This window comes from Psychrobacter immobilis, assembly GCF_904846065.1.
Taxonomy (GTDB): Bacteria; Pseudomonadota; Gammaproteobacteria; order Pseudomonadales; family Moraxellaceae; genus Psychrobacter; species Psychrobacter immobilis_H.
Genome location: NZ_CAJGZV010000001.1, coordinates 756,549 through 768,947, shown reverse-complemented (window position 1 = coordinate 768,947; position 12,399 = coordinate 756,549). Strand labels below are relative to the sequence as shown.

Genomic DNA, 12,399 nt, shown 5'->3' with positions numbered 1-12,399 from the left:
GTCATAAAGTGAGGCTAGTGTCGATGAATTTCAACTGTAATGCCTTAGAAGTACCGTATTGATAATACTCATCATTAAAAAAGCGCCTATCTCATTTAATGAAATAGGCGCTCCACTGATATATAGGGTAAAAGGCTTAGCCAGATATTCAATACTATTAGCTTGCTTCACCAACCATATAATCGACAGCGTTTTGAACTTCTTCATCAGGGATATCAGCGCCACCTTTAGCAGGCATGGCGTTAAAACCATTGATAGCATGAGTATATAATGTTTCTTTACCTTTGGAGATACGTGGTCCCCATGCACCAGCGTCACCTAAGATTGGTGAGCCAAGTAGACCTGCCGCATGACAAGTCTGACATACAGCATTGTATACTGCTTTGCCATCACGAGGACCATCACCAGCTGATGGGCCAGCGGCACGTGCCGTCACATCACAAACTTCATCGTCTTCAAAGCACACTTTAGCAACTGGCTGAATGCGAGCAATTAAGTTAGGATACAAAGCAATCAGCTTTTGCACTTGCGGCGTATCTTGCGGAATAGGCTCTTCATCAACCGCAGGTGCGGCAGCGGCAGTTTCTGCGGCAGGTGCATCGCCATCAGTCGTATCTGCAGCAGCTTGGGTATCATCACCCAACTGCTCAGGCGCATTTGCTACCACTTCCTGCGCCGCTGCTACATCAGAAACAGTTACAGGAGTGTCTACAACACTTTCAGCTTGGCTCACCGCGATACTAGCGATTCCTAGAATGGCAGCTGCCGATAACATAACTACTTTTCTCATTCGTCACGTTCTCTTATTACATATACAAAGGCTCATACGGCTCAGACATTCTGCTTGTCCTCCTTTGACAACCAAATAGTTATCAATAGCAAACAGCCATCCCGCGTACTAGCACACTTGTAATCGGTGATTATAAATATGAATTCTCCCTGTCATTATAAGGGAAAAGGCAGGTAGATTGCCATGCCTGTTTAATGACTATCCTGTTTTTTCTTAAAAAACATCAATCACTGTCTTCATTCATTGGCTTTATGGATTTTATTTGTTAGACTAAGCGGTCTTTATTTTTCGACATCTTTACTGCTCATAACGCTCGTTTAGGCATGATGTTGATAATACCGTACGCCATTGTTATTATGCGCTCGTAGCTCAGTTGGATAGAGTATCGGTCTCCGAAGCCGAGGGTCGTGGGTTCGATTCCCGCCGAGCGCACCAATCATCGTATTTATAATATTTGTTTCATCCTTCCCTAGTAGCACCCTAAATCTCAAATATACATCAACCCCGCGCTCAAAATATTTGCGGATTTCGCCGTGCGTGCTCGTCTATTGATAAACAGTTCTCTTATATGATAGGCATTTTGCTTATAACACTCGCCTATTCTGCTTGCTGCAAATTAGCCGCTAGCTGGGCACGGTTAGGCACACGATGATAATTAATCACGGGCACGTTACCCAACAGGCGCTGACCTGAAGCAATTTTCTTATCCATCGTAATCATTGCAATTTTTTTATCTTGTTTACTGAGCAATAAATGATTGGTCTTGCGTGTGACTCGATAATCAGGAAAATACTGTTTGATCAGCACGGATGTTTTTTGCAAATCGTCATTAATAGGTTTTTTCACGCTTTTAGACGATTTATTATGAATTGTCTCACCCACTTTTACGCCGCGTGACTTTGCCAACAACCATAAAGCGGCAATAACAGCAAACAATATGACAAGCCACCAAATTCCATCTATCATTAGAAGAGATATCCATTATTAGCAAGGGTTGGCTCATGTTAGCAGAATTATCACCAGCGTTAATAGCAGAAGTAGAACTTGCTGCTAAATTATTGACATCCAAACAGCATATTTGCATCTTAACGGGTGCAGGGATTTCAGCAGAAAGTGGCATTCCAACTTTCCGAGATAAGCAAACAGGCTTGTGGGAAAACTATGGTGTGGAAGAATTGGCGACACCTGAGGCGTTCACTCGTGATCCAAAACTGGTGTGGTCATGGTATCAATGGCGCAGGCAATTGGTCGCAGATAAAAAACCGAATCCTGCACATTTTGCCCTAGCGCAGTGGCAATACCATACTCAGTCGTCCAATCAATCATTAACACTTATCACTCAAAATGTTGATGATTTACATGAGCAAGCTGGCAGTACGGTAACTCATTTGCATGGCAATCTGTGGCATAACCGCTGTAGTCAATGCGAAACAGTCTGCCAAAGTCAATCGAGGGGTTCGTATCATAGCGAGGATACAATCAATTTTGATGACACACTGATGACCTGTCGCCATTGCGATGGCTATATCAGACCAGATATCGTTTGGTTTGGCGAAGCATTACCAGTACAAGCATGGCAAACGGCAGAAGATGCGGCGGCGAACTGCGAGGTATTTATCAGTATTGGCACCTCCAGTCTCGTCTATCCTGCCGCTGGACTCGCACAGTTAGCGAAGCAAAATGGTGCCAAAATTATTGAGATAAATCCCAATCCAACGCCGAATACTATTGTGGATATCACCTTAGCAGAAAAAGCTGGTGTGATTATGCCGTTATTAATCCAGAAAATCACTGCGCTCTAGTCGCCTGAACCTAAGTTACTTGCACCTAAGTCGCTTGAACCTAAAAAGCATACCGTGTAAAAAAGAAAAGGCTTAACGATTGATATCAACCGTTAAGCCTCGGGTACTAAAATCTAATCATAGTTGATTTACTTTAGTACCAGATCAACTTTCGCCAAATATGCTGCTTTTAATTCATCACTAATAAATGAGGCATTAAAGGAGTTCTTTACCAAAGTAACAACATCATCTTCTGTTAGCGGTAAATTTTCGCATATATTTATAAAGTTCTGATTCATATAACCTTTGAAATAGGCTGGGTCGTCTGAGTTTATGGTGATATTTAGACCATAATCTAATAGCTCTTTGATATTGTGTTCTTTGTAATGATCAAAGACTTTCAGCTCAATATTTGAGTTCGGGCAAACGGTCAGCGGCATTTGCTCATCTTTCAGTCTTTGCATCAATTCTGGGCTTGTTATCGATTGCACACCATGATCAATTCTATTGATATTTAATAAGTCCAGTGCTTCGTAAATGTACGAAAAATCTGCCTCTTCACCAGCATGGGCGACCAGCTTAAAACCTGCTTCTTTAGCTTTTTTGAAGACATCTTTGAATTTCGATGGTGGATTGCCCAGCTCTGATGAATCAAGACCGACACCGATGATGTCATCTTTGAATACCAGTGCTTGCTCTAAGGTCTCAAACGCTTCTTCTTGTGATAAATGCCTTAGGAAACACATGATAATACAAGAGGTGATACCATATTTTTCTTTGGCATCTGCAAGCGCTTCTTTGATACCTGTTATCACCACTTCAAAAGGTATGCCTCGTTCAGTATGCGTCTGCGGGTCAAAAAATATCTCTGTGTGAATGACGTTGTCTTCAACACACTTAAGTATATATTCCCACGTTAAATCATAAAAATCATCTTTAGTGATCAGGACATTTGCGCCTGCATAGTAGATATCTAAAAAGGTTTGCAAGTTGGTGAAGTTGTAGGCGTTGCGCACATCTTCTATGTTTTTATAGGGAATCTCTATCTGGTTCTTTTTGGCCAATCTAAACATCAGCTCAGGTTCTAGTGAGCCTTCAATATGTAAATGCAGCTCAGCTTTTGGTAATTTCTTTATTAAATCAATCATAGGATTCCAGTGACGGCTTTTTGTAGTAGAGTACTTTTGAGAAGTGCTTTTGAGAAGTGCTTTTGAGAAGTGCTTTTGAGAAGTGCCTTTATAAATGCAAAGTCTGTATATACGCTTGAGCAATATATCAGTCACCCTCGATTTCTAGAGGCGCTATTATATTGTAATTGATGCCGAAACCCTATAAAAGAACATGATGCTAGCAAAATAACAAGCCATCAGACTGCCTCATCAACGTTACTTCAAAAACACCACAGTATCAGACAACTCGTTACCCGCTGGATCCTGCTCCAAATGATAATACTGACGCAGCACTTGCCCAACTTCATCTAACAATTCAGCCAGGCTTTCTTCGGTTTTTTGATTGGCAATACCTGACACAGCCTTATCACACATCGCCCGCCAAACGGTGGGGCTGACATGAGCACTGATACCACGATCAGCTACGATCTCTAACTGATGCTCGCAAATATTGACATACACCAAGACGCCCGTATTCTCTTCAGTATCCCAAACTCGATACTCACTAAACAGCTCAATCGCACGTTCGCGACAGCCAATATAGTACGCCTCTTGAATCGGCAGATGGTTTTCTACAATCAAAAACACCTCACCGCGATGCCCTCGCTCTGCACGGGTCACCTCGTCTGTCAAACGTGCTTTGGCTGCTGCTGTTAACCATTTACTATGCAATATAGGAATAAATAAGACTTGACGCCACCAGCGGGCAAAACTGGGATTTGACGCGTTGTTTTCTGACATTTTACTATTTCCTCAAATACGTCATTGCTGACGGTCGTTTAGTATCTGTTTTTACTTAAGCATCTACCAAGCGTCTACCACGAGCCACCAGCACCGCCGCCGCCAAAACCGCCGCCTCCACCACCGAAGCCGCCGCCGCCGAAACCACCACCTCCAGAGCCACCGCCACCGCCCATACCAGGTAGGAATATCATACCGCCGCCTCTACGACCGCCGCCAGATCCACCTTTACCACCACCGCCGCCACCTCGTGAAATCAAAAATAGCCATAAGAATATAGCCATAATAACGGTCATAAAAAAACCACCACCTAAGGCTAACGATCCCGCAAAAAACCCACCAGCAGTAATAATAGAACCAAATACACGACCAAAAATACTGGTAATAAAGCTTCCAAATATCATTGCCATAATGAATAAAAATATGGGCGATGGTAGCTCGTCTGAACTTTGTTGTGCACTACGCTCGGCTGCTTGCGCATCAGCACGAGCCAATACCTCAGGATCAGCAGTCAGCCGCGTTTTGAGTGCGTCAACGCCAGCTATTATTCCAGCGCCATAGTTATTTTGCTTAAATAACGGCGTGATATCTTCACGAATAATACGATTGACGGCAGCATCTGGTAAGACACCCTCTAGTCCATAACCCGTCAAAATGTACGTATCGCGGTCATTGACGGCGACTACCATGAGTAAGCCATCATCGATGTCTTTATTGCCCAGCTGCCACTTCTCAGCTACTTGTAGAGCATAGTCAAAGATAGGAACACCATTGGTCGTAGGAACGATAACCACCGCTGCTTGCGCAAGACCTTGCTGATAAATATTTCTAAGCTGCGCCTCTAGACGCTGTTTTTCTTGCGGATTTAGAATATTAGCCTGATCAACGACAGGATTATTTAATATGAGCTTATCGGCATCGACACTGGGTGCATTTGACTGTATAGGAGAAGGATTTTCGGCTGTTGACCCAACTGTTGCCTCATTATTAGCCGCATTAGGGTTGATCGCCTCATTACCTAAAATGGCATCATTGATTGCATCATTACCCAATACAGCGTCATTGAGCGCTTCATTAGACTCGCCCGCTTTGGCAATCGCTACCAAATCCTCAACACTACGACTTTGCATGTCTGAGGTGCTATCAATGGCTTCATTAGGCGCAGCATACAACACAGGCGCACTACTGACGCTGAGTGTGAACAGTAATACTGATAGGATTGCTTTTGAATTGTTCATCTAATCTATACCACCTCAAGTGACATCTGTACTGAGTGAATCTACGTGATACCATTCACAAAAATTAGCATAGCAAAGAAACCAAATTTGACACAGCTAATCGTACTTTTTGGATTTGGTATTAAGTTTAATAGGCATTCATATCCATCAATACCTTTAAAAATGTGGCTAAGCAAACTAGTGGCTAACTAAGCTAAACGATAAAAATGTAAACAAACAGAGCGGCAAATCCCGCTCTGTTTTCATCTCTATTTAATCATCACTACTCAGCTGTCGCTGACTTATCATCACCGAAGTCAACACTTGGTGCGGTTGAAATAGCGTCTTCATTCGCCACGCTAAAGTTCGGCTTGGCATTCATACCAAATACTTTTGCTGTAATGTTGGTTGGGAACTGGCGCACCGTCGTATTATAGCTTTGCACTTCTTGAATATAACGGTTACGAGCGACGGCAATACGGTTTTCAGTGCCTTCGAGCTGGGCTTGTAAGTCTTGGAACAAAGCATCTGACTTTAACTCAGGATAACGTTCAGAGACAGCCATCAAACGTGATAATGCACCTGTCATCTGTTCCTGCGCAGCTGCATAACGCTCCATCGCTTCTGGATCATTCAGTACCTCTGGCGTCACCGTAATGCTACCAGCACGAGAGCGTGCCTCAGCTACTTGAGTAAACACTTCTTGTTCTTGCTCAGCGTACTGCTGCACGACTTTGACTAAGTTTGGTACCAAATCAGCGCGGCGTTGATATTGGTTCACCACTTCTGACCACGATGCGGTAACTTGCTCATCTTGAGCCTGCAGGTTGTTGTAGCCACAACCGCTTAGACCAACGGTAGACGTCGCTAACACGGCTGCGAGCAATATGGGTTTTACAATTGATTGACGCGTCATCATTGTTTCTCCTAATAATGGTAAATAATAAATAGCCAGTAACACTTTTTTAATAATTTTTTAAAGCTTGTATTTTGAATCTGATACATGAGGTCATGCAAATGTATGTCTATTTATATTGAAGCCGTATATTTTTTATAATAAAGGCACATCACTTATATTAAAGCCACACTAAACATAAAAACAGCAATTAATGAGTACGATAGCAATCGTATACCGCCCTATGCTCTCGTCTTATCAGCGAAACAAAACTATAGGATAAGATATCTTACACAATGATGGCGCTATCTCAGTATTTTTACAATTAGCCGTTACCAAAACACAACCGCAAAACCACACTGCTATCCCATTACTATTGCTCGTTTTTATTACCTATTATTGATAATATCTACCTCACAAATATCATCGAACCACTGACGTTATCTTTAGTGCATACCTTGTCCAGTATAGAGGAGTGATAGATGAGCGCTGAATAACCGCTCTATTTTTGTGTAGTCGATGTGGCTTTATCTATTGATTCGACATCTAACAACGGTCAAAACATACGATATTTCATCGTTATTTGTAGTCATATCTGCCTGACTCAATATGAATATATATGCTTCTGTACAAAGAAAATTCTAGTAATTACGACAAAAATATGGCAAATTGCAGTTACGTAGCCGTACGGTTTGAATACATTTGGTAGTGGACTTATGGCTTGATTAGTATTAGCGAGTTGTTGATTTCTATGTAAAATATTACTCAATTATTAGAGATTCGCTTAATCGTTTCAATCAGCCACACCAAGCCTGTAGTCAATCGATACCGCTCACCAAAAGTTGAATGCTATCGGCATGATAAGTATTTAATATTATAACCGCCTGTTTTATCCACCGGTCTACTGAACATTCATCTCAGATATTAAGTGAAGTGATAAGATAAATGTCGCAGTAATTGAGACAGCTTACGCCTTGCAACTATGCTGATACGCATATCGTCGGTAATAAGCATAAGCAAACTGTCAATATTACTGATAAACCAAGCGGATAACTACAGACAACTACAGTCCATTCTTAGTGGCTAAGCGCGTATGAGACTTAACGGATATACATGAGTCGATGTAGATAATTTAACTGCTTAACTTAAATAAGTAAGTTAACCAGTTAGCTTACTCCTAGCATACAGAGCCACTTTGAGACAGTACTAGGAATATACATATGGAAGGTTTAGTTAACTTAGTAAACGGAATTATCTGGAGCCCCGCACTGATCTATCTGTGCTTGGGCGCGGGCCTATTTTATTCCATTATGACGCGCTTCGTACAAGTGCGGCTGTTCGGTGAAATGATCAAGTTACTTTTTACTGGTAAATCTAGTGATCAAGGTATTTCATCATTTCAGGCACTTGCCGTATCACTCGCAGGACGCGTGGGTATGGGTAACATCGCTGGGGTAGCTGCGGCTATCGGCTTCGGTGGCCCAGGTGCCGTATTTTGGATGTGGGTCGTGGCCTTCTTAGGCGCATCTACTGCTTATGTTGAGTCTACGCTCGCACAGATTTATAAAGAAAAAGATGTCATCACTGGCGAATATCGCGGTGGCCCAGCTTACTATTTTGAGCGCGCACTTGGCCAAAAATGGTATGGCATCCTCTTTGCAATCTCATCTATCCTCGCTTGTGGTATATTTTTACCAGGTGTACAGGCAAACGGCGTTATCAATGCTTTCGCACAGGTAATGGGCGAAGGGTCTGTTATGAGCATTGGCGCCTTAGAAGTTGGCTCAATGCGTCTAGTAGCCTTAGCCATTATCCTTGTGGTATTAGGTATTATCATTTTTGGTGGTATCAAGCGTATCGCAACGTTTACCGAGTATGCCGTTCCTTTTATGGCATTGGGCTATATCGTTCTTGCACTGATCATCATGTTTACTAACTTTGATATGATTCCACAAGTATTCGGTCTAATCGTTAGCGATGCATTTACTGCTCAAGCAGGTTTTGGTGCAGCGATTGGTTGGGGCGTAAAACGTGGTATTTACTCAAATGAAGCAGGTCAAGGTACAGGTCCTCATGCTGCTGCTGCTGCTGAAGTTGAGCATCCATCACAGCAGGGTTTGGTTCAGGCATTCTCAGTATATGTCGATACCCTATTAGTATGTTCTGCTACTGCCTTCATGATCCTAACCATGGGTACTTACAACATTCAAGGAACATTACCAGACGGTCAGTTCATCGTACAGAATGTCGCTGCTACCACTGAAATCAACGCCCCTGCATTCACGCAAATGGCGATGGAATCTGTTTATGGTGGTTTTGGTAACACCTTTATCGCTATTGCTGTCTTCTTCTTTGCCTTTACCACTATCTTGGCTTACTACTACATCGCCGAAGTGAACGTTGCTTATCTAACGCGCTTTGTCGGTCGCAGTGCCAACAAGACTGGTCTATTCTTAGTCAAAATCTTAATCATGGTGATGGTTGCTTACGGCGGCCTAAACTCAGCTGGCTACATTTGGGCTATTGGTGATATTGGTGTTGGGCTTATGGCTTGGTTGAACATCGTTGGTATTTTGGTCATCTTCATTGTGGCTCGTCCAACGCTTACTATGCTAAAAGACTATGAAGCACAGCGTAAAGCAGGTGTTGAGCGCTACAGTTTTGATCCTGCAAAATTCGGCATCAAAAACGCCCCTTATTGGGAAGAGCGTCATCTAAAAGAGCAACAAAGAATGGCAGCAGATCCACTACGTAAAGAGCATAAGTAATATTCTATAACGTAGCTATTATTCTTTAACATGATTATTATTCAAACCTCCAAAACAAAAGCCCGAAACAATGGTTTCGGGCTTTTTTGTTTCAAACCTTTGCATTCATAAGCCTTCAATAGATATCTTACATAAGTCATCATTACTCTTTAAACTTGCATTAGTGTGAACCAATGAGAGGCTGTTTATCTTACTCTCCACTACATTGAACCGTTTTCATGCAACTGACTTATATCAATGCTATGGTAAACATTAGGTATCCCCCAAATGCAAAAAGCCCAGCTCAATAGCTAGGCTTCTTCGACGTTATTATTTAAATAATTAATTAATCATAAATAAAGAGACTATAGAACCAACTTACTCAGGCATCAATACTGCATCGATAGTGTGAACCACACCGTTCGTTGCCATGATATCTGTACCAGTAATATTAGCCGTGTTACCAGTCGCATCAGTGATAACATTAGCATCACTAATATTGATAGTAGCACCATTTACAGTAGCAACATCAGTACCATAAGGAATGTCAGCTGCCATAACGACCATAGGTACTACGTGATACGGAAGTACTTTTTTCAGTAGATCTGTATCGGCTAATAGCTCTTCTTTAGTAACGCCTAGCTTCTCTAACACAGGAGCAAATGCATCATCAGTTGGTGCAAATACCGTATAAGTCCCAGCATCCATCATCATTGTATCTAAGCCAGCAGCTTGTAATGCAGCCGTTAGAATCGTTAGATTTTCGTTGCCAGCTGCGATTTCAGCAATGCTTTGCGTTGCAGCAGTATCGGCCATTGGATCAGCTTCAGTCATTGGCTCAACTTCGGCAACGGGCTCTACAACCACTTCTTCAGTAGTCACTTCAGGCTCAACAGGATCAGTAGCTGCTTCTTTATCATTACAAGCGGCTAACGACATGGCAGCTGTAACGACAGCAATAGAAAGTAAGTTTTTCTTCAACATAAGTATTTCCTTATAAAGGGATGGTCTGTTAAGTGACTTGTTTGACAAATAACTTAACCCAGTTAATGTATATAACAGCGAACCACTTATCTGTTGCAAATGATAGCAACTAAACAATAGTAATAATGTCGCCTCTGCTATACCAATAACTATAATTTTAACTGATTAATTTCGGATTAATGCTTACTTAGGTAGCAACACTGTATCGATCACGTGTACAACTCCATTGTTCGCTTGTATATTCGCGGTCACGATATTAGAGGTACGATTTCTCCCATCGGTAATTTGTTTTTTATCGTCAAATGTGATGCTGCTGCCTTCCAGCATCTCTTGACTGCCTGCCATAATTTCAGAGGCAAAGACGCGGTCGTCTTCAATCACATGATAGGTGAGCACTTTCGTCAACAGCGGCTTATCTTGTAATAGCTGTTCTTTACTTATATCAAGTTCAGCTAATAATTTAGCAAAAGCGGCATTGTTTGGTGCAAAGACGGTAAAGTCAGCGTCTTCATCAGCGAGGGCATCAGCCAATCCTGCTGCTACTACCGCTTCTTTGAGGATACTGAGATCCTCTGTGGCAACGGCTAGATCGACTATAGACTTATCAGTAGGTAGCAATACGTCGTCAATGAGGTGAATGACGCCATTAGTGGCCAATACATCTGTTTTGATAATTTCAGAGGTATCCCCACTTGCATCCATAATGACATTGGCATCACTAATAGAGAACGCTTGACCATTGACTGTTTCGATACTGTCGCCATAAGGAATGTCAGCAGCTTTGACTGTCATATTGGGAATAACATGATAAGTTAAGACCATGGTTAATAGCTCTTTGTCAGCCAATAACTCTTCTGATGTCACATCGAGCTCTTCCAATAATTCAGCAAATGCAGCATCAGTAGGTGCAAATACAGTAAATTCGTCCTCTGATGACATCAAAACTTTATCAAGTCCAGATGCCTTTAACGCAGCGTTAAGAATGGTTAAATCTTTATTTTCAGCAGCAATTTCTGCAATATTTTGTGTTGGCGCTTCTACAACAACTGAAAAATCATTGTCGTCGTCATTACAAGCGGCTAGCGGCAAAATGGTCATGGCAAGCGCCAGAGATAATAGGGTTCTTTTTAGCATGAGTATATCCTTATGTATGAGTCCAGATGAACCATCTACTTTGTCAGTAGCATCCGTCGAATGATTGAAGTCGAATGATTGAAATTGTTAAAGGATCAAAGCTTTCAACAAGAAACAAAGATGACTGTCGTTTATTGTCGTAGTGTTAAACAATAATGATGACACGCTTAAAAAATATCTCAAACATTCTAAATACCAGCAATTTCATTTAGAAAAGCTTCATCTAAAATAGTTGGCAATTAAAATAGCGTGTATTTAACAATCATGTCATCAAAGACGGTAGCTGGTACTCATACCAGCTTCATCATACAAAGTAATAGGGATATAATTCTTTAACTGAAATTTTGAGATCAATCTTATTTGGGCAGTAATACTCTATCAATAACATGTACTACGCCATTATTAGCAGCAATATCGGTTTTTATGATATTGGTAGTACGACCATTTTCATCCATCAATTTGCCCTGATTGGTGACCATCAGAGTATCTTTACTGAACATAGTAATATTGCCCGGTTTAACGTCTTTCGCATATACTGGCGCAGCACCGTTAATCACGTGATAGCCTAAAATCTTAGTCAATAGTGGCTTGTTGGTAAATAGTTGTGCTTTGCTCATGCCTGTTTCTTGCAGGACTTGTACAAATGCGGCATTGGTCGGCGCAAATATTGTATAGTTTGCATTCGGGTTAGACAAAGCACCCGCCAAATCTGCCGCTACGACGGCTTCGACCAGTAGCGAGAAGTCAGGATTACTTTGGGCAACTTGTACCACATTCATTTTTGCCATAGATTGACTGTGCATAGGTGCTTTCATGGCTGCGCTTTTGCTTGGCATCATATTATTACAAGCGCTTAAACCAGCGATTGAGAGTGCTAATGTACCGATGGTAGCAATTTTAGTAAACTTCATAACATTATCCTTAATGATTAAGTATTTATT

The 12,399-nt window shown here is 41.7% G+C and carries 11 protein-coding genes and 1 tRNA gene; 3 read left to right on the top strand and 9 right to left on the bottom strand.

Translation table 11 applies throughout. The features are described from left to right. Positions 1-157: 157 nt before the first annotated feature. Complete coding sequence (locus JMW64_RS03235; protein ID WP_201540400.1) at positions 158-790, bottom strand: c-type cytochrome; 633 nt, start codon at positions 788-790, stop codon at positions 158-160. Positions 791-1,148: 358 nt separating this feature from the next. On the opposite strand from JMW64_RS03235, the gene JMW64_RS03230 reads away from it, so the two are divergent. Next, positions 1,149-1,225 (top strand) — tRNA-Arg (locus JMW64_RS03230). A gap of 162 nt (positions 1,226-1,387) precedes the next feature. On the opposite strand, the gene JMW64_RS03225 is transcribed toward JMW64_RS03230, so the two are convergent. Beyond that, positions 1,388-1,756 carry a hypothetical protein gene (locus tag JMW64_RS03225; RefSeq protein WP_045454568.1) on the bottom strand — a complete coding sequence of 123 codons (369 nt, stop codon included), beginning with the start codon at positions 1,754-1,756 and terminating at the stop codon, positions 1,388-1,390. 35 nt (positions 1,757-1,791) lie between these two features. Between JMW64_RS03225 and JMW64_RS03220 the strand changes: the two genes are divergently transcribed. Beyond that, the gene (locus tag JMW64_RS03220; protein WP_201553199.1) at positions 1,792-2,592 is read left to right on the top strand and encodes an NAD-dependent deacylase; all 801 of its coding nucleotides are present in this window, start codon (positions 1,792-1,794) and stop codon (positions 2,590-2,592) included. A 128-nt stretch (positions 2,593-2,720) separates the two neighbouring features. Here the strand turns inward: JMW64_RS03220 and JMW64_RS03215 are convergent, their stop codons facing one another. The 4 genes from JMW64_RS03215 to JMW64_RS03200 all read right to left on the bottom strand — a co-directional run bounded on the left by JMW64_RS03215 (position 2,721) and on the right by JMW64_RS03200 (position 6,614). Further along, positions 2,721-3,719 carry an adenosine deaminase gene (locus tag JMW64_RS03215; RefSeq protein ID WP_201553196.1) on the bottom strand — a complete coding sequence of 333 codons (999 nt, stop codon included), beginning with the start codon at positions 3,717-3,719 and terminating at the stop codon, positions 2,721-2,723. Between the two features lie 237 nt (positions 3,720-3,956). Then, positions 3,957-4,481, bottom strand: a complete 525-nt coding sequence (locus JMW64_RS03210; protein WP_045456157.1) for a TPM domain-containing protein — start codon at positions 4,479-4,481, stop codon at positions 3,957-3,959. 74 nt (positions 4,482-4,555) lie between these two features. Next, positions 4,556-5,719: a TPM domain-containing protein gene (locus JMW64_RS03205; protein ID WP_201553193.1), complete on the bottom strand. Its 1,164-nt coding sequence runs from the start codon at positions 5,717-5,719 to the stop codon at positions 4,556-4,558. A gap of 262 nt (positions 5,720-5,981) precedes the next feature. Then, positions 5,982-6,614 carry a LemA family protein gene (locus JMW64_RS03200; RefSeq protein ID WP_045456163.1) on the bottom strand — a complete coding sequence of 211 codons (633 nt, stop codon included), beginning with the start codon at positions 6,612-6,614 and terminating at the stop codon, positions 5,982-5,984. Between the two features lie 1,199 nt (positions 6,615-7,813). On the opposite strand from JMW64_RS03200, the gene JMW64_RS03195 reads away from it, so the two are divergent. Beyond that, complete coding sequence (locus JMW64_RS03195) at positions 7,814-9,361, top strand: alanine/glycine:cation symporter family protein (protein WP_055125213.1); 1,548 nt, start codon at positions 7,814-7,816, stop codon at positions 9,359-9,361. A gap of 357 nt (positions 9,362-9,718) precedes the next feature. Here JMW64_RS03195 and JMW64_RS03190 read toward each other — a convergent pair whose 3' ends face one another. The 3 genes from JMW64_RS03190 to JMW64_RS03180 all read right to left on the bottom strand — a co-directional run bounded on the left by JMW64_RS03190 (position 9,719) and on the right by JMW64_RS03180 (position 12,369). Next, positions 9,719-10,324 (bottom strand): fasciclin domain-containing protein, encoded by a 606-nt coding sequence (locus JMW64_RS03190; protein ID WP_055125212.1) that lies wholly within the window; start codon positions 10,322-10,324, stop codon positions 9,719-9,721. 183 nt (positions 10,325-10,507) lie between these two features. Then, positions 10,508-11,458, bottom strand: a complete 951-nt coding sequence (locus JMW64_RS03185) for a fasciclin domain-containing protein (RefSeq protein WP_201553174.1) — start codon at positions 11,456-11,458, stop codon at positions 10,508-10,510. Between the two features lie 356 nt (positions 11,459-11,814). Beyond that, positions 11,815-12,369 carry a fasciclin domain-containing protein gene (locus tag JMW64_RS03180; RefSeq protein ID WP_201553171.1) on the bottom strand — a complete coding sequence of 185 codons (555 nt, stop codon included), beginning with the start codon at positions 12,367-12,369 and terminating at the stop codon, positions 11,815-11,817. Positions 12,370-12,399: the final 30 nt, after the last annotated feature.

Excerpts from the sequence above, each read along its gene's own strand:
- JMW64_RS03235 (WP_201540400.1), bottom strand. The coding sequence starts at position 790 with ATGAGAAAAGTAGTTATGTTATCGGCAGCTGCCATTCTAGGAATCGCT.
- JMW64_RS03225 (WP_045454568.1), bottom strand. The coding sequence starts at position 1,756 with ATGATAGATGGAATTTGGTGGCTTGTCATATTGTTTGCTGTTATTGCC.
- JMW64_RS03220 (WP_201553199.1), top strand. The coding sequence starts at position 1,792 with ATGTTAGCAGAATTATCACCAGCGTTAATAGCAGAAGTAGAACTTGCT.
- JMW64_RS03215 (WP_201553196.1), bottom strand. The coding sequence starts at position 3,719 with ATGATTGATTTAATAAAGAAATTACCAAAAGCTGAGCTGCATTTACAT.
- JMW64_RS03210 (WP_045456157.1), bottom strand. The coding sequence starts at position 4,481 with ATGTCAGAAAACAACGCGTCAAATCCCAGTTTTGCCCGCTGGTGGCGT.
- JMW64_RS03205 (WP_201553193.1), bottom strand. The coding sequence starts at position 5,719 with ATGAACAATTCAAAAGCAATCCTATCAGTATTACTGTTCACACTCAGC.
- JMW64_RS03200 (WP_045456163.1), bottom strand. The coding sequence starts at position 6,614 with ATGACGCGTCAATCAATTGTAAAACCCATATTGCTCGCAGCCGTGTTA.
- JMW64_RS03195 (WP_055125213.1), top strand. The coding sequence starts at position 7,814 with ATGGAAGGTTTAGTTAACTTAGTAAACGGAATTATCTGGAGCCCCGCA.
- JMW64_RS03190 (WP_055125212.1), bottom strand. The coding sequence starts at position 10,324 with ATGTTGAAGAAAAACTTACTTTCTATTGCTGTCGTTACAGCTGCCATG.
- JMW64_RS03185 (WP_201553174.1), bottom strand. The coding sequence starts at position 11,458 with ATGCTAAAAAGAACCCTATTATCTCTGGCGCTTGCCATGACCATTTTG.
- JMW64_RS03180 (WP_201553171.1), bottom strand. The coding sequence starts at position 12,369 with ATGAAGTTTACTAAAATTGCTACCATCGGTACATTAGCACTCTCAATC.